Annotated in this window: 17 protein-coding genes, 1 pseudogene and 1 riboswitch; of the genes and pseudogenes, 10 read left to right on the top strand and 8 right to left on the bottom strand. The window is 36.4% G+C overall.

Annotated features, from left to right (window positions below; genetic code table 11):
* Window positions 1-169: 169 nt before the first annotated feature.
* The 6 genes from L1999_RS05810 to thiT all read right to left on the bottom strand — a co-directional run bounded on the left by L1999_RS05810 (window position 170) and on the right by thiT (window position 6,100).
* Window positions 170-2,194, bottom strand: coding sequence for a transglycosylase domain-containing protein (locus L1999_RS05810; RefSeq protein ID WP_235742692.1), 2,025 nt, complete (start codon window positions 2,192-2,194; stop codon window positions 170-172).
* 136 nt (window positions 2,195-2,330) lie between these two features.
* A complete protein-coding gene (locus tag L1999_RS05805) occupies window positions 2,331-2,786 on the bottom strand; it encodes a helix-turn-helix transcriptional regulator (protein ID WP_235742691.1) in 456 nt (151 codons plus the stop codon).
* A gap of 171 nt (window positions 2,787-2,957) precedes the next feature.
* The gene (locus L1999_RS05800) at window positions 2,958-3,110 is read right to left on the bottom strand and encodes a FeoB-associated Cys-rich membrane protein (protein ID WP_235742690.1); all 153 of its coding nucleotides are present in this window, start codon (window positions 3,108-3,110) and stop codon (window positions 2,958-2,960) included.
* 21 nt (window positions 3,111-3,131) lie between these two features.
* Window positions 3,132-5,135, bottom strand: a complete 2,004-nt coding sequence (feoB, locus tag L1999_RS05795) for a ferrous iron transport protein B (RefSeq protein ID WP_235742689.1) — start codon at window positions 5,133-5,135, stop codon at window positions 3,132-3,134.
* A complete protein-coding gene (locus tag L1999_RS05790) occupies window positions 5,135-5,359 on the bottom strand; it encodes a FeoA family protein (RefSeq protein ID WP_235742688.1) in 225 nt (74 codons plus the stop codon). The genes feoB and L1999_RS05790 overlap by 1 nt, the downstream gene beginning before the upstream one ends.
* Window positions 5,360-5,509: 150 nt before the next feature.
* Window positions 5,510-6,100, bottom strand: coding sequence for an energy-coupled thiamine transporter ThiT (gene thiT, locus L1999_RS05785; protein WP_235742687.1), 591 nt, complete (start codon window positions 6,098-6,100; stop codon window positions 5,510-5,512).
* 115 nt (window positions 6,101-6,215) lie between these two features.
* Window positions 6,216-6,324, bottom strand: a riboswitch (TPP riboswitch).
* 211 nt (window positions 6,325-6,535) lie between these two features.
* Between thiT and L1999_RS05780 the strand changes: the two genes are divergently transcribed.
* The 6 genes and pseudogenes from L1999_RS05780 to L1999_RS05760 all read left to right on the top strand — a co-directional run bounded on the left by L1999_RS05780 (window position 6,536) and on the right by L1999_RS05760 (window position 11,886).
* Window positions 6,536-7,693: a histidine kinase N-terminal domain-containing protein gene (locus L1999_RS05780; RefSeq protein WP_235742686.1), complete on the top strand. Its 1,158-nt coding sequence runs from the start codon at window positions 6,536-6,538 to the stop codon at window positions 7,691-7,693.
* A 116-nt stretch (window positions 7,694-7,809) separates the two neighbouring features.
* Complete coding sequence (locus L1999_RS05775) at window positions 7,810-8,361, top strand: GNAT family N-acetyltransferase (protein ID WP_235742685.1); 552 nt, start codon at window positions 7,810-7,812, stop codon at window positions 8,359-8,361.
* A 210-nt stretch (window positions 8,362-8,571) separates the two neighbouring features.
* A complete protein-coding gene (locus L1999_RS05770) occupies window positions 8,572-9,882 on the top strand; it encodes a hemolysin family protein (protein ID WP_235742684.1) in 1,311 nt (436 codons plus the stop codon).
* Window positions 9,883-10,070: 188 nt separating this feature from the next.
* Window positions 10,071-10,253, top strand: a pseudogene (locus L1999_RS29765) (MerR family transcriptional regulator); the annotation flags it as partial.
* 12 nt (window positions 10,254-10,265) lie between these two features.
* On the top strand, window positions 10,266-10,472 hold the full coding sequence (locus L1999_RS29760) for a hypothetical protein (RefSeq protein WP_335498171.1): 207 nt from the start codon (window positions 10,266-10,268) through the stop codon (window positions 10,470-10,472).
* A 61-nt stretch (window positions 10,473-10,533) separates the two neighbouring features.
* The gene (locus tag L1999_RS05760; RefSeq protein WP_235742683.1) at window positions 10,534-11,886 is read left to right on the top strand and encodes a hemolysin family protein; all 1,353 of its coding nucleotides are present in this window, start codon (window positions 10,534-10,536) and stop codon (window positions 11,884-11,886) included.
* A gap of 87 nt (window positions 11,887-11,973) precedes the next feature.
* On the opposite strand, the gene L1999_RS05755 is transcribed toward L1999_RS05760, so the two are convergent.
* Window positions 11,974-12,270 carry a hypothetical protein gene (locus L1999_RS05755; RefSeq protein WP_235742682.1) on the bottom strand — a complete coding sequence of 99 codons (297 nt, stop codon included), beginning with the start codon at window positions 12,268-12,270 and terminating at the stop codon, window positions 11,974-11,976.
* Window positions 12,271-12,550: 280 nt separating this feature from the next.
* Here L1999_RS05755 and L1999_RS05750 point away from each other — a divergent pair, with 280 nt between their 5' ends.
* Window positions 12,551-12,856: a HesB/YadR/YfhF family protein gene (locus L1999_RS05750; protein ID WP_235742681.1), complete on the top strand. Its 306-nt coding sequence runs from the start codon at window positions 12,551-12,553 to the stop codon at window positions 12,854-12,856.
* A 47-nt stretch (window positions 12,857-12,903) separates the two neighbouring features.
* Here L1999_RS05750 and L1999_RS05745 read toward each other — a convergent pair whose 3' ends face one another.
* A complete protein-coding gene (locus L1999_RS05745) occupies window positions 12,904-13,437 on the bottom strand; it encodes a hypothetical protein (protein ID WP_235742680.1) in 534 nt (177 codons plus the stop codon).
* A gap of 365 nt (window positions 13,438-13,802) precedes the next feature.
* Here L1999_RS05745 and L1999_RS05740 point away from each other — a divergent pair, with 365 nt between their 5' ends.
* The 3 genes from L1999_RS05740 to L1999_RS05730 all read left to right on the top strand — a co-directional run bounded on the left by L1999_RS05740 (window position 13,803) and on the right by L1999_RS05730 (window position 16,174).
* Window positions 13,803-14,324 carry a DUF3939 domain-containing protein gene (locus tag L1999_RS05740; RefSeq protein ID WP_235742679.1) on the top strand — a complete coding sequence of 174 codons (522 nt, stop codon included), beginning with the start codon at window positions 13,803-13,805 and terminating at the stop codon, window positions 14,322-14,324.
* Window positions 14,325-14,428: 104 nt separating this feature from the next.
* Window positions 14,429-15,685 carry a DUF445 domain-containing protein gene (locus L1999_RS05735; protein WP_235742678.1) on the top strand — a complete coding sequence of 419 codons (1,257 nt, stop codon included), beginning with the start codon at window positions 14,429-14,431 and terminating at the stop codon, window positions 15,683-15,685.
* 123 nt (window positions 15,686-15,808) lie between these two features.
* The gene (locus L1999_RS05730) at window positions 15,809-16,174 is read left to right on the top strand and encodes a cytochrome-c oxidase (RefSeq protein ID WP_235742677.1); all 366 of its coding nucleotides are present in this window, start codon (window positions 15,809-15,811) and stop codon (window positions 16,172-16,174) included.
* Window positions 16,175-16,241 lie beyond the last annotated feature (67 nt).

Genomic DNA, 16,241 nt, shown 5'->3' with positions numbered 1-16,241 from the left:
AAGTAAGAAAGGATTAAAAAACTGCCAATTGCTAAAACAATGGAGTATTCTGACATATACATTCCACCCTATGATTTTTATTTAAAAATATCATAAAAATCTGATGCAGCAAGTGATAAAAATTACACTTTTATGACCTGGATGTGATTTCTTTTTGAATATATTTTTTTTAATCCCGGCCTTTTATTTTATTCCTCCATTTTTCGATTTGTTTATTCCACTTGTCTTCCCATCTTTGAACTTCATTGTTGAAATGCTCTTGAAAATTACTTTTTTCTTCTTCTTTTTTTCTTTTTTCAATCAATGGAGCAATATGTGGGACATTAAAACTTTGGTTCGAGGCGCCCCTTAATGACTTTTCCATCACCTTACTAAAGACAACAGAAGCACCAGTTCCGCTAGTCGGGGTCATATAATGGTCCGCATCTGTTTGATCATAACCGACCCAGAACGAACCGACTAACTGAGGAGTATAACCGACAAACCACTGATCCTTCAAGCCATTTATCCCTTTGATTGGCACCTGGGTAGATCCTGTTTTTCCAGCGGTTTCCCTTCCAGGAATCTTTGCTTCTTTTCCCGTTCCTTCTTCTACTACACCAAGGAGCATAGTCGTCATATGATCCGATACAGCCTTCGTGGTTACCCTCACCTTTTTCCCCTTCCACTCGGAAACTACATTCCCCTCTGGATCAACGATTTTTTTAATCACATGTGCCTTGATTCTGCTTCCTTTATTAGGAAAGACTGAAAATGCTTCGGCCATTTCTAAAGGAGAAACCCCATTATGCAAACCGCCTAGTGCCATTGATAAATTTTCATCTTCTTTATCTAATGGAATGCCAAACCGCTTAACAGAATCCACTCCCTTATCCATTCCTATTTCATTTAAGAGCCACACGGCAGAAACATTTTTTGATTCCTTTACCGCTTCGTACATTGGGACCTCGCCAGCATACTGGTGGTCATAATTACTAGGCTGATAAGACCCAAATTTCATTGGTTCGTCTTTAAGCATATCGGTAATTTTCCAGCCTTCCTCTAGCGCTGGTGTATAAACAGCTATCGGCTTAAAGGATGAGCCGGGCTGTGCCTTTAATTGTGAGGCACGGTTATAACCCCTGAAGGTATGCACTCCTCTTCCGCCAATAATGGCCCTGACTCCGCCTGTTTTTGGGTCAAGTAATACCCCGCCGCTCTGGACAAGGCGGTCGGTACCTTTAGGGAAAAGGGAATTATCTTGATAGGTTTCTTCTATCGCCGCTTGCATTGTTGGATTTAGTTCCGTATAAATTCGGAAGCCGCCTGTTAATAATTCATCCTGTGTAAACCCGTATCGTTTAATGGCCTCATCTAAAACTTGATCGACATAATATGGATATTTTCCACGGAATGGATCACCACCGTTATTATTTAAGACAATCTTTTCCGTTTTTGCCTTTTGATACTGAGTGTTAGTGATGTAGCCTTGTTCCTTCATTGCAGCCAAGACCAGATTTCGTCTTTCCGTTGCCTTTTCCATATGCTTATAGGGATTTAGGGCTGACGGTGCTTTGATTAAGCCGGCAAGTAAAGCCGATTGACTTACGGATAAATCCTGTACATCTTTGGCAAAATATTTGCTGGCTGCTTGTTTAATTCCATAGGCTCCATCGCCGAAATAGATTTGATTCATGTACATTTGCAGGATTTCTGATTTAGAATATTTGCGTTCAACTGCAATGGCTAAAAATACCTCTTGCATCTTTCTTTTTAAGGTCTTTTCAGACGTAAGAATGGTATTTTTCGTTAATTGCTGTGTTATCGTACTGCCCCCTTCAACCATCCCGCCTGCCCTCAGGTCTCGAAAGAGCGCACGCGTGGTTCCGATTAAATCAACCCCATTATGCTTGTAAAAGCGATGGTCTTCAATCGCTATAATAGCATTCTTTAAGGAAGCGGGGACTGCCTTAATGGGTATACCTTCATTCTTATTTGCGGATACCTTGCTAGCCACTTTTCCATTAACATCATAAAAAACAGTTGGCTGCGGCAGCTCATTCTTTAACCCTGAAATATCTGCATCTTTTGTAAAATAGAAAAGTAAGCCGAAAAAGGAAAGCATTAGAATCAGTATCAACAACACAATCACTTGAAATAAATGCCACTTTTTCAGCTGTTTAAAGAGCCCGATTACTTTATTAGTAAATACCATTATGATGACATCCTTTAGTTGTAATTTCTTTTAAAGGTATACTTATCGATGATTTATTAGGCTTTATAAAGGCTTGGGGATAGTAATATCTTTATTAAAAAAAGATGGGTCAGGACCACATCTTTTTTTACTTCTATTATTCACTTTTTACCAGTTCTTTAAAGCGTTGTTTGGAAAGCTTTTCATCGAAGCTTGAAAAGATACGATAGTGTTGATCATCTAGGATTCGAAAATGCTTACTTAAAATATTTTGCTGGAGAATAAAGCCGTTTTTTTGTGAAATAGCCCTCCACCAAACTCGGCCTCCAAGCGTTTTTGTTTTACGAAGATCAATTCCGTTTAAGGCAACTGTCTCTAATACCTCAAGGGGTTCATTTCCAAATAAAAATTGGACCGTCTCCGTTTCTCGGAAAAGGGCACAAATTGAAACCACCGTCGACCAGCCAGCTAAAACCCTCCCTTTTTCGATTTGAACAAGGGTTTTCTTCGAGACACCAATAATATCAGCCATCTTATCCTGGGTATAACCTGCTTCTGCCCTGATTAGACGAAGCTTCTCAGAAACCTGCATTATAATTTCATCTCTGGTCACAGTAAGCCCTTCCTTCAAATTCCTCTAGTGTAATTTTACACAAGATTATAAGAGTATTCAAATTTCAACAAAAAAAAACTGCTATAATTCACTATAGCAGTTTTAAGTCCTATTCATTTTACAATATCCAGCTCTAGGCCATACGCCAATGCCCCAGGTGCTTGAGCTCTTCTAAATTTGTGGTGGAATATTGCACTGACTTGAACAAGAATTTTTCAAATCACAGGCGGCGCATTTTCCCTTTTTGGATTTATTGATAAACTTCACTAAAGCCCATGCTGCATATCCAAAAATAGCCACACCGATTATGATACTGGCAATCATTCGTCCCACCCCTTCCAGATTTTACATCCATCCAACTAATTTACCGCCTTGATATATGACCAAGGATAATACGTAGGCAATCACAAACGCATATATCATGGCAAAAGCAGTCCATTTTCTAGAACCTGTTTCCTTATAAATCGTTGCCGTCGTTGCCAAACAAGGTATATACAATAGGATAAAGACCATGAAGCTATAGGCGGCAAGCGGGGTATAATAGTGAGCCAATAACCCCTGCAGGCTTGCGTCATTTGGAACAAAGTAAATAATATTCATGGTTGAAATAATCGCTTCTTTTGCCAAGAAGCCTGTTATTAAGGAAGCAGATGCCTGCCATGTACCAAAGCCAATTGGATCAAAAATAGGTGCGATAATATTCCCAATGGCAGCTAAATAACTATGATCCATATCAACCTTTAAACCCTGAGGACCTGCATATGATAACAGCCAGATAAAGACGGAACCGGCAAAAATAAAGGTTCCAGCCTTTCTAACAAATCCTTTCCCTTTATCCCACGTACTTCTCCATAATGATTGAAACTGTGGAAGTCTGTATGGAGGGAGTTCAATTACAAATAAAGATGTTTCTGATTTTAGTAGTGTTTTAGAAAAGATTTTAGCCAACGTTAATGCCACTACAATTCCCAACACGTATAGGCTAAGGACAACGAATGCCTTATGACCTGCAAAAAAGGCCCCTACAAATAAAGCGTATACCGGTAACCGTGCTGAACATGACATTAGTGGTGTTAAAAGGATGGTTAATAGTCTCTCCCTAGGTGTCTCAATCGTTCTAGCAGCCATAATCCCTGGTACATTACAGCCAAAGCCGATCATCATCGGGATAAACGCTTTGCCATTTAATCCTACTGATTCCATTATGCGGTCCATTACAAGGGCAACACGTGCCATGTAACCAGAGTCTTCTAATAAGGAAATAAAGAAGAAAAGGATAAAAATTTGCGGTACAAACACCAGTACGCCGCCAACACCTGCTACTAATCCTTCAATAATTAAGGCGTGTATAAAATCTGAGGCATGAATTGCACTCAAAACGGCCTCAAAGCCAGTAGTAATTGGTCCTGTTAAAAATGCATCAAGTATATTTGATAGAGGTGTTCCGAGCCAATCGAATGTCAGCATGAACATGAAATACATTAGCAAAAGAAAAATAGGCATCCCTAGAAAGCGATTTGTTACTATACTATCAATTTTCTCAGAAAGTGGTAAACCTGAGTTACTTTTCCTTGCTACTTCAGCAACAATTTTTTCAATCACTTCTCTTCGTTTTAAATAAATATAATTGGAGAGTGATTTTTTATCCAACTGTGCTTGCAGCTTGTTTTCCAAGTTGTTTACAATTTCGTTTATTCTTAGAGGATTGGCAATACTGTTAACATAATTTTGAACGTATTGATTTCCTTCAAAATATTGAATGGCTAGAAAACGTGTAGAGTGGCTGGTCTTGCCCATGATCTCCCCGGTAAAGGCAGAAATCCCCTCCTCGACTTCTTTACCATAATAGACGAGATGTTTATTAACAGATTGAATTGATTTTGTAGAGACTACCTCAACAAGCTTGTCACAACCTTTTCCGCTTCGGGCCACCACAGGCACAACTGGAACGCCCAGGGCCTCGGCAAGCTTAGAGGCGTCAATCTGAATACCCCGTTTATTAGCCACATCAATCATATTTAAACCGATAAGTGCAGGCTTCTCAAACTCGAGCAATTGCAACGTTAAATGTAAATTACGTTCTAATTGTGATGCATCTAAAATATTTAATAAACGATCAACGGATTCATTCAAAAAGAACGAGGTAACTACTCCCTCATCCTTTGATAAAGGGTTAAGTGTATATACGCCAGGTAAATCTATTAATTGGCCAATATTATTCTTAAAAACGCCGACTTTCTTTTCAACTGTTACACCGCTCCAGTTACCAACATACTCATAGGAACCTGTTAAATTATTAAATAATGAGGTTTTTCCAGTATTCGGGTTTCCAATTAGAGCGATTTCCATTATATTCTCTCCACTTCAATCTGAACTGCTTCTTTCCGGCGCAGGCCAACACACTGGCCGCAAGATTCTATCATAATCGGTCCGCCAAATGGCATAACACATTTTACACAGACCTCAGATCCTTCAGTAATTCCTAAATCAAGTAGGCGTCTTTGAACGAGGTGACCAACATGAGATAGATCAATTATTTTTCCTTTATCTCCTGCTTTTAAAGCTCTAAACATGTATATCACCCTATCTACGTTAATTGAGAATGATTATCTTTCTAAATGTATTTTAACACTTTTTTGAGTTAACAAGCATAATAAATTTGACAAAAGTTCGAAAAAAACACGAAAAAAAAGGAAAAGTAAATACTTTCCTTTTTTTTGTTCTTATAAACTTTTTTGCAGAACCATTTTCTTTGGTAGTGCACTGATTAACAAAACGGTGATGATCGCACTTATTATAAAATTTGGCAGCATATAGGTTCCATTATAAAGTAAAGAGTAGATAGCTACAGGCTGACCTTTAGGAGCATACTCACCGAAAAAGGCAATCCCAGAAATTACATGACAAATATATCGTAAGGCACTTCCCAAAAATGCCCCAGTTATTACATACGTCATCCATTTCCCTTTGTTCTGTTGATTCAGAGCTTTTCTGATAGCTGAAGCAAAAATGCCTGAGGCTCCAACTACTGTGAAAGCAATAAAGTAATCAATAATCCCTTGAACAATCGTATAAACCTGTGAAAATCCCATAATAAACTGAAGTAAACCTAATAAAAAGCCAGTTAAAAGGCCGCCTTTTATCCCCCACCGATAGGCAATCAGAAATATCGGTACCATCGCAATCGAGATGGACCCACCCTGCGGCCATATCTTTAAAGAAACAATCCCTGCTACAAAATCTAATAAATAAGCAAGTGCAGTAAATACAGCAACCTCTGCGATAAATAATGTATTACTTCTTGTTTGATACACCAACTTCTCCCCCTTTATCCAATTGGAACCTCTTGATTTCTTCCCAAAGACTATATGGCGCCCTGCAAATATAAGAAAAAAAGCAATCCAGACAAGGAATGTCTGAATTGCTTTTTTATTTAGCAAACCACATCCCTACGCTAGTGTTACCTAACAGGTTCATAGGGTCAGAACTCGGTCGTTCACTCTCAGCCGCATAAAAAGCAGCTCCCCCTGTGGAAGTATTCAATTGTATCCATAAAAAATATACTCCTCTTATTTAAATTAAACAAGGTTTTTATTGTATCGAATGTTATCAATGTTCTTCTGAAAGATCGATAATTAACAACATTTTACTGGCTAAAAAATTTTTCTATAATTTTATAAAGGATTTTTACAATCATCAGCGAATTATCATGGTAATCAGTTTGGTTAAAACCAATAGGGGGAAACAACATGTCTACGGGAGAACAAACGGATTTAGTCGCCTTTTTTGCTCAGAACAAGCAGCAATTAGTACAAGAATGGGAAAAAACAATATTGATTTATGACGGTGATCCTTTTAAAGGTAAAATTCGTGAAAATGCCGAAGCCCTATTTGATGTCATTCTTACGATGCATACCCTTTCAAAAGAAGAATTATTAACTGTTATTGAAAAAATTGCCATTGGTATTTCAAAGGAACGTGTTTTGGCAGACATTAACATTGGTGATTTTGTTTACAATGTCAATACCGGCAGGACCGTTTTATATAACTATTTAAGTACAACCGGACTCACCTGGTCCGAACTGCAGAAATCCATTAATGATATTAATTTTTGTTTTGATAAATTTTTATATTTTGCTGTATCTCATTACTCTGAAGCAAAAAATAAAATTATTGAAGAAAAGACGATGTTTATTGATTCAACCCATCAAGATCGCTTAACACTTCTCGGCCAAATGACCTCAAGCTTTATTCATGAATTTAGAAACCCGCTTACATCTGTACAAGGATTTATACAATTACTTAAGGCTGATTATCCAAATATGAAATATTTAGATATTATATCAAGCGAATTAGATCAGCTAAATTTTCGTATCTCACAGTTTTTGTTGCTATCAAAAAAAGAGTTAATTGGCAAGGAGAAGGTATACTTCAAATTAAATAACCTAATAGATGAAGTTTTAAATTTCCTCTACCCGAGCATCTTGGATGGCAAAGTTAAAATTCAAAATCATTTGACCGGTGATTTTACCTTGATTGGCTATGCAGATGAAATAAGACAAGTTTTTATCAATATCATTTTCAATGCCATTGATGTTTTAAATCATCATGAGGTCTCCCTTCCAACCATTGAGATAAAAAGTTCATTAGAAAATGATACGACGATTAAAATAAGTATTTCAAATAATGGGCCAGTCATTCCTTCCGAATTGCATAAAACCATTTTTGAACCATTTTTCACCACAAAAAAACTAGGAACAGGTCTAGGGTTGTTTGTCTGTAAAGAAATTATTGAAAAACACAAAGGAAAATTAACTTGTGATTCTTCTGAAGATAAAACTACCTTTTCCATTTTCTTGCCAGTAGTTTTAGACCAAATCGACGAGCCTGAAATTAATCTATCGTAAAATCATCAAATCCCCCTTTTTAAAAAGCAGGGATTTTTTTCTTTTAAATTCTTCCTCCCGTTCCGGGCCAACTGCGCATATGATGTACCAAAAATCATCATCGGGAGAATAGGCCTATGTTTACATTAAAAGTGGATCATGAAATCGAGCTTCAATTGTTTCAACAGCACCATTCTTTATCGTTATTCCAACTTATTGAGGAAAATCGCGAGCATTTGCGGGAATGGATGCCCTGGGTGGATAGTATGAGCACCCCATATCAAATTGAAGCAGTAATCCCCATATGGCTTAATCAGTTTGCAGAGAACAGCGGCCTTAATGTGGGCATTCAATATCGGGGGGAACTTGTCGGTTCCTTAGGTTTACACCAAATTGATTGGTATAACAGCATGGCAAGCATCGGTTATTATTTAGCTAAAAAAGCGGAAGGTCATGGAGTCATTACCCGTTCTGTTAAAGCACTACTGAATTATTGCTTTTTCCAATTAGGTTTAAACCGGATTGAAATTCGCTGTGGCGTAAAAAATAAAAAAAGCCGGGCCATCCCAGAACGTCTAAGATTTGTCAGAGAAGGGACAGTCCGAGATGGAGAACATTTAAATGGACATTTTCATGACCTCATTATTTATAGTATGCTGGCACGGGAATGGAAGCCTGTGCAGATTTAACACCCAACAAAACAAACATCAAGCAGCAGCCACAATGGCTGTTTTTTTTTGTTAAAATGTTAGCTTATTTGCTATTAAGTATCATCTTTGAAATAATATAAGGAAACTTGAGCAATTTAACAAAGTTAGATTTTCGATTTATCGGGAATAATTATTACATACAGTAAAAAGTAAGTGAGGTGGCATGCCTTACCCTTTGTAAGGTACTAAATGATTTGGATGAACGTTTTAATTATTGTTATCCTGATTACCTTTACCGCATTTTTTGTCGCATCTGAATTTGCTATGGTAAAGGTAAGAACGACTAGAATAGATCAATTAATGGCAGAGGGTAATAAAAAAGCAGAATCAGCCAAAAAAGTCATTTCTAATTTAGATGGGTATTTATCCGCCACACAGGTCGGAATTACGATTACTTCTCTCATCCTAGGTTGGTTGGGAGAGCCAACCATTCGCGGGATTTTAGAACCAATTTTCACTTGGATCGAGTTACCGGAATCATTGAAACAAGTGATCTCATTTATTCTGGCCTTTTCGATCATTACCTTTTTCAATGTTGTTATTGGTGAATTAGCACCAAAAACGTTTGCCATTCAAAAGTCAGAACAAATCATTATGCGGTTTGCAAAGCCCTTGATCCTTTTTTATCGGTTAATGTATCCCTTTATTTGGATTCTTAACCGGTCTGCTCGGTTTGTAACGGGACTTTTCGGGATTAAACCAACTTCAGAGCAAGAGATTGTTTTATCTGAGGAAGAATTGCGTATGATCCTCTCCCAAAGCTATGAAAGCGGCGAAATCAATCATTCCGAATACAGCTATATGAATAATATTTTTGAATTTGACGACCGAATCGCAAAAGAAATAATGGTGCCACGAACTGAAATCATTACCCTTTCAAAAGATGCCACTATGGATGAAATTATCGACATTGTCCGCGAGGAGAAATATACACGATATCCCCTCATTGATGGAGATAAAGATAATATTCTAGGCGTAGTCAATATTAAAGAGGTCCTTACCGATTGTATTCAGCAGAAATGCACAGGGGAACAACCTCTTCTCCCCTATATCAAACCCGTGATCCATGTAATTGAAAATATTCCAATCCAGGAACTTTTAGTGAAATTACAAAAGAACCGCTCTCATATGGCGGTTTTATCCGATGAATATGGTGGTACGGCTGGAATTGTTACCGTTGAGGATATTCTCGAGGAAATAGTCGGGGAAATTCGTGATGAATTTGATATGGATGAGCTCCCCCTTATTCAAAAAAAGGGAGAGAATCACTACATTTTGGATGGGAAAGTTTTAATTAGCGAGGTAAATGATCTCCTGGGAACAGCACTTGAAGAAGAGGAAGTTGACACAATTGGCGGCTGGTTTTTAACACAAAAATTTGATGTCAAAAAAGGGGATTCGATTGATATGGAAGGCTTCACGTTCCAAATAAAAGAAAATGAAGGGCATCATATCGTCTTTATTGAAGTGAGTAAGAATAATAACAGCGCCTCCGAATAATGGGGCGTTTTCTTTATGCATCCATTTTTGTAATCCTTCGTTTTTTCGTTCATATTTACTGCTTTTTTCCATAAAATATGAGTATATACTACTAACTAAACTAGAACGTTTGACTGTACGGTTTAATTTCTTTATAATTATTATTAATTTGTAAATTGTTGAGGTGGTAAGATGGGGCTGTTTATCGGATTGGTGAAATAGCGGAAATTGCGCACTTATCAAAACGCACGATTGACTATTATACGTCTATTGGCTTGTTAAAGGCAGAACGCTCTAAATCAAATTACCGCATTTATTCAGACGAAGCATTGGATGATTTGAGATTTATAGAGGAATGTAAATGTCTGCACTTTCCATTAGACGAGATTAAAAGAAAACTAGAGATGCGTAAAGAAAAAAACCTTCGTGAATCTGAGGTTGAAAAGCATGTGAGTGCTGTAACGCAGCAAATGAAACAGCTGCATAGCGACTTATTTGACCTCATCCCTATTTTAGAAAAATTGGATGAGGAACAGAAAGAAAAGCTGACAAACAATCTTAGTCTGCTTAGAGCAGTTCTAATGAAATCACTTTTAAGTGTTACGACTTAATTTTTTTAAATAACTGGGAGGTGACACCTTACCCGTCTAACAGCGGGATAAGGGAACTTATTTGGACATATTTAACTTGGTTATTATAGCCATTTTAATTGCCTTAACTGCCTTTTTTGTAACTTCTGAATTTGCAATTGTCAAAATTAGAAGTTCAAGAATTGATCAGTTAATTGAGGAAGGAAATTCGAAGGCAGTACCGGCAAAAAAAGTAATATCGAATTTAGATGAGTATTTATCTGCGTGTCAATTAGGTATTACCATAACTGCATTAGTATTAGGCTGGATTGGGGAATCGACCATTGAGCATATTCTAGGTCCGCTATTTCTAAAACTTAACATCCCTGAGAGCGGGACACAAATATTATCGGTCGGAATTGCTTTTGCTCTTATTACCTTCCTGCATGTAGTTGTTGGAGAATTAGCTCCTAAGACACTTGCTATTCAAAAGGCAGAGCTAATTACCTTGCTTGTTTCGCGTCCGCTTATCATGTTTTATAAAATTATGTACCCTTTTATTTGGGTATTAAATAAATCTGCACGGATTGTTTCCAGTATTTTCGGGCTAAAGCCGGTGTCGGAAAATGAAATTGCCCATACTGAGGAAGAACTTCGAATTATCCTGTCTGAAAGCTATAAAAGTGGCGAAATTAACCAATCAGAGTTTAAGTATGTAAATAAAATTTTTGAATTTGACAATCGAATTGCCAAAGAAATCATGGTACCTCGAACAGAGATGGTTTCTTTATCAAAGGACGATTCGTTAGAAACATTTCTTCAGGTCTTACGAGAAGAAAAGTTTACTAGATATCCTGTTATTGATGGCGATAAAGACCATATAATCGGTTTAATCAATATCAAAGAAGTCATGACTGATTTAATAGGCAATGAAAATCTTTCATCACAAACACTTGAAAGTTATACTCGTCCAATTATTAGAGTAATAGAAACAATTCCAATTCATGACTTATTAGTGAAGATGCAAAAAGACCGTGTTCATATGGCTGTTTTAATGGATGAATATGGTGGAACTTCAGGAGTTGTTACGGTCGAGGATATCCTCGAGGAAATTGTTGGTGAAATTCGAGATGAATTTGATATGGATGAGATTCCGGAGATCCGAAAGGTTAAGGAAAACCATTACATTATCGATTCAAAGGTTTTAGTGAGTGAGATTAATGATTTACTAGGGGTTGAAATTGATGATGAAGATGTCGATACAATCGGTGGTTGGATTCTAACTGAGAATTACGAAGCCAAAGAAGGCGATATCATTCTTCATGATTCCTATACCTTTAAAATTCTCGATATGGAAGAACATCATATCAAGTACATTGAGGTATCAAAAAATGCAAATAATGAGGAATCAACATCCCCACAAGTGCCAGTAACAAATTCAGAAGTCCTCTCATAGAAAAATAGACCGAATCTATCGGTCTATTTTTTTTGGGGCTGCTTTAATCAAAGTGGAGATGTTTAGGTTAAACAGTCTCCACTTTGTTTATTTTTTTATTGAAATAATCATCTCTTCTTCTAACTTTGCTATTTTAACTAAATGAGAATCTAGGCGTCTATTAACATGCTGAAGCTCATTACTATGTGACTCCTCAATACGCTGAAGTGAATCTTTAATATCTGACAAATCAATTTGATTAACTTCCACTCTATGTTCAATACTATCCATTTTTTCTAATCGTGAGAGCCTTTTTTCAATGGTTTCCAATGTGGTGTTAAATGTTTGAATTAAACGTTTTAAATCCAGTTCGTTCTCTGGTAATTTTACAAAATCTTTTTCCATTGAACAAACCTCCCTTCCTTTAATACCTATATCTTAACATCATTTTCACTATTATAATGTTACAAAAACAGTACAGTCATTGTACCATTTAAACTTTTGAACATTCTGCAACGAAAAAATGAACATTTATTTAATACTGATATCAACGTGTATATTATCACATTATTTGTACTATAAATATTGTAATCTTAGATTATAAGGCGGAGGGATTCATACCTTTTTATCTTAACTTCTCTATCCTTATAACTGATTTTTAACTTGAAAAGGTTGGTGTAAAAATATGTTCATATCAATCGATGAAAAAGCTGCATTATGGTTCATGAGGGAATTTGAAAAGAATAAGCCAATCAATATTCGTCTATTTCCCCAATATGCCGGCTTTGGGGAAAAGAATAAGGGATTTAGTCTTGCTTTTTCAGCTGAGCAGCCCGGCAATGTCGGCTACACACAAGAATTGAACGGAATAACCTTTTATGTAGAGGGAAATGACATTTGGTTTTTTGAAGATACCGAGACATACTTATCTTTTAATGATGCAATAGAGGAAATTCAAATTAACTATAAGGAAACATCAGCCATCCAGTAAACTAAAAGACCAGCCTTTTTAACATGGCTGGTCTTTTAGTTCTCCTGCTAGTTTACTTGCTTACCTAAGGTTGGAGCAAATAATTTTGCGCTTTCAAAAACTTTTCCAAGTTTCTCTTCACCCTGTGCGAAAAGATCATCACCTGCAGTAAGTGAAGGTGTATCTTTTTTCAATTCATCTGCTTTTGCTTGATAGGATGCAGCATAGTCCTTTAATGCTGCCTCAAGACCAGCTTTTTGATCCTTTAGCCCTGCAGGAACTTTAATATTGTTTAATTCTTCGGCAACGGCAGCAGCAGATGCACTCGCTTTTGTCTTCTCCTCAACAGTTGGCAATTCTTCAGGCGTCGCATCTTCCTTAGTTGCTTTTGCCATGTATGAATTTAAATCAGGATCTTTTGCATTAACCTTGTTGCCAATTTCCATATAAAATTTAACTAATTCTTTTTTAACATCCACTTTAGATGCAGCTGTTTCATTCGTTGTTTCCTTCTTATCTGTTTTTGACTCGTCATTTGCTGAACAAGCAGCTAACCCTATGGCCATTGTTAAGGCAGATAAGGATAATAAAAATTTCTTCATCCGTTTTTCCCCCATTTTCTCTTTTTAATGCCTTGACTATTTTACCTCATTTCATGTTAAGAGAAAAGTAAAAATATGTTTCTTAAATAATAATTTTTGAAATAATCCTTAAAAATATGTTGAAATAATTCCTATACTTTGTAAAACAATGTTTATTATGTATCCAACATTACCTCTATATCCAAGCCTGTAAACTATGTTTTTTAGAATAAACAGTAAAAAGTTTGAAATATGTTACAATAATGAATTTTTTATGTATAATAAAGATGACATAAATTCCCACTCAATTGAACGTTCTTAGTATTTTTCAAAAAACTCAAAGATATAGAACATATTTGAACAAGCGGGTTAAGGGGGCAGGAGTTATGAAACACAAGTTTATAGAGTACCTTACTTCTCTAAAAGACAGACTGAATAAAAAAATGACAAAAGCTGATAAAAGCAAGCCCTATCCCACCGTTGAAGTTACAGTCGACCAAGTCCGAAAAGCAGTAAGAGAATACTCAGATCACCTGCCTAAAGGTGTTTTCCGTACTATTTTAGTACAAGATGATAACCGTATTGACTTTAAACAGCTTGCCCCCCATCTTGGCGGAATTCCTTCTAGTAATTTCTATATGTCGAAGGAAACCTATGATTTATTCGAAGAACATGAAAAACTAATACCAGTTGAAATGGATATGGTCCAAAAGGCAGTTGACCAATATGTAAAGGACCATAAAGAGTACCCAATGTTAACATTTGATCCGCAGCGCAGGGTAAATTATTATTTGCTTTTACAAGAACGCTACTTAAAAGAATCCCCTGTTACGCAATTTTACATTACTGACCTCGATGGACTCATCACACATGTTAAGCCTAAGAATAAAAACTCCTCTCAACTCTGAGAGGAATTTTTTTCTTTTGGGTGGTTATTTTTGCTTTTCTTTCAACAATATTGAGATAATAGCACTAACTATTTAATTATATTTCAAAAATGAGGGGTACAAAGATGATAAAACAGAAAAATAAATCGCAGCATTTAGCGACTATTTCTCTCGCAATCATGGGAATCGGATTTATTGCTACACTTCCCTTACAAGATTCATTCTGGGGGAATATCCTCCAAGGTGGTTTTGAAGCAGGTCTTGTCGGGGGATTAGCAGATTGGTTTGCGGTAACGGCTCTTTTTCGGCATCCGCTTGGCATTCCTATTCCGCATACTGCATTGCTGCCTAAGAACCGGCATAGAATTACTGAAGGAATTATTTCGATGCTTGAAAATGATTGGCTTACAAAAGAAAGTATTCACAAAAAAATCAATTCGTTTGGTTTTACAAATAAGTTAGCAGACATCGTTGAGACTGAAATCAGCTCCGAATCTGTACAAAAAAATATTGTTCTGTTTGCCCAACATCTGATTAGAAAAATAGAGGTAAGGAAATTAACACCAATTATCGAAAAAGAATTAAAAGCTAAATTAATGGACTGGGATATAAAAAAATATCTTCCTTTACTTATTGATCAAGTAACAGCACGAAAATATCACGAAAAGACCCTTGATTATATCCTTAAGGAAATTGATGAATGGGCTTCGAAGGATTCCACTAAATATAAACTGGGCGGAATGGCTGTGGATGCGGTGGAAAACATTAAGGCAGATGGATTTATGCAGTTTGCCTTAAAATCTTTTAGTAATCTTGTTAACGAGGAAAAATTAGGTAATATCATCCAAAACTTGATTCAAAAAGGTGTTTCCAGTTACCGCGATCCATACAATCCAAATCGTCAAACATTATTAATTCATATCGGGAACAAGCTTGAATCAATCAAAACAGACGAAAAGATCTATGAAGAGCTTTCGAATTTGAAATCACATGCCATTACTAAATGGGAACCACAAGAGCAAATTAATGATATATTAGAACAATTTCAGCTAAAAGTAATTAATTTTGTTGGAGAACCTGCCTTTTTAAATGATTACTTACTTCCATTTATAAATGTCAATCTAATTGCATTAAAAAACAACCAAGAAAAAGTAGAGACAATAGATACGTGGTTGAAATCAAAACTCTCGTCCTTTGTGGATAAAAATCATTCCAAAATAGGCAAACTCGTCAAAGAGAATTTAGACAGATTGGATGATAAAACATTGATTAACATGGTCGAAACGAATGTTGGCAAAGACCTGCAATGGATAAGAGTAAATGGAGCGGTGTGCGGATTTTTGATTGGTCTTATTTTAGTAGGTATTAGAGCTTTCTTTTAAATTGCCTTAGTTAATAAGGCTTTTTTTTGTGATCATCCATAAGTAAAAAATAGTTCTTTTTCAGATTCCCCCTTCATAATTAGTACTATAGTCATATTTTTTACGACATAAGGGGGCAGAGAAATGGCTGTAAAGCTGATTAAGATTTCTGTAGTTTATTTTGTTATTGGAGTGCTCATTGGCATGTATATGTCGATGACAGAAGCCTTTGATTTCACACCTGTTCATGTGCATATTAATTTACTAGGATGGATGTCACTAGCACTAGCTGGATTGATTTATGTGGGATTTCCAAGTGCAGCTGAAACCAAACTTGCGAAGGTTCATTTTTGGCTTCATAATATTTCACTTCCTATTATGATGATTGGCCTTGCCCTTTTGGTCTCTGGTATAGAGAGTGCCGGCCCAGTAGTTGCTGTTGGCGGGACATTAATGGTAATTGCGATTATTGTCTTTGCGATAAATATCTTGAAAAATGTAAAGCCATAAACATTTCTATATTTCTCTTCTAAAATAAGCGAAGGTGTCCCACTTGTATAACTTTTAGAGGCACCTT

Origin of the sequence: Neobacillus drentensis, from assembly GCF_021560175.1 — a bacterium.
In the GTDB taxonomy this organism is placed as follows: Bacteria; Bacillota; Bacilli; order Bacillales; family Cytobacillaceae; genus Neobacillus; species Neobacillus drentensis_A.
The sequence above is the reverse complement of the archived record's forward strand: the minus strand, read 5'-3'. Positions and strand labels throughout refer to the sequence as shown.

Excerpts from the sequence above, each read along its gene's own strand:
- L1999_RS05810 (WP_235742692.1), bottom strand. The coding sequence starts at position 2,194 with ATGGTATTTACTAATAAAGTAATCGGGCTCTTTAAACAGCTGAAAAAG.
- L1999_RS05800 (WP_235742690.1), bottom strand. The coding sequence starts at position 3,110 with ATGATTGCCAGTATCATAATCGGTGTGGCTATTTTTGGATATGCAGCA.
- feoB (WP_235742689.1), bottom strand. The coding sequence starts at position 5,135 with ATGGAAATCGCTCTAATTGGAAACCCGAATACTGGAAAAACCTCATTA.
- L1999_RS05790 (WP_235742688.1), bottom strand. The coding sequence starts at position 5,359 with ATGTTTAGAGCTTTAAAAGCAGGAGATAAAGGAAAAATAATTGATCTA.
- L1999_RS05780 (WP_235742686.1), top strand. The coding sequence starts at position 6,536 with ATGTCTACGGGAGAACAAACGGATTTAGTCGCCTTTTTTGCTCAGAAC.
- L1999_RS05775 (WP_235742685.1), top strand. The coding sequence starts at position 7,810 with ATGTTTACATTAAAAGTGGATCATGAAATCGAGCTTCAATTGTTTCAA.
- L1999_RS05770 (WP_235742684.1), top strand. The coding sequence starts at position 8,572 with ATGATTTGGATGAACGTTTTAATTATTGTTATCCTGATTACCTTTACC.
- L1999_RS29760 (WP_335498171.1), top strand. The coding sequence starts at position 10,266 with ATGCGTAAAGAAAAAAACCTTCGTGAATCTGAGGTTGAAAAGCATGTG.
- L1999_RS05755 (WP_235742682.1), bottom strand. The coding sequence starts at position 12,270 with ATGGAAAAAGATTTTGTAAAATTACCAGAGAACGAACTGGATTTAAAA.
- L1999_RS05750 (WP_235742681.1), top strand. The coding sequence starts at position 12,551 with ATGTTCATATCAATCGATGAAAAAGCTGCATTATGGTTCATGAGGGAA.
- L1999_RS05745 (WP_235742680.1), bottom strand. The coding sequence starts at position 13,437 with ATGAAGAAATTTTTATTATCCTTATCTGCCTTAACAATGGCCATAGGG.
- L1999_RS05740 (WP_235742679.1), top strand. The coding sequence starts at position 13,803 with ATGAAACACAAGTTTATAGAGTACCTTACTTCTCTAAAAGACAGACTG.
- L1999_RS05735 (WP_235742678.1), top strand. The coding sequence starts at position 14,429 with ATGATAAAACAGAAAAATAAATCGCAGCATTTAGCGACTATTTCTCTC.
- L1999_RS05730 (WP_235742677.1), top strand. The coding sequence starts at position 15,809 with ATGGCTGTAAAGCTGATTAAGATTTCTGTAGTTTATTTTGTTATTGGA.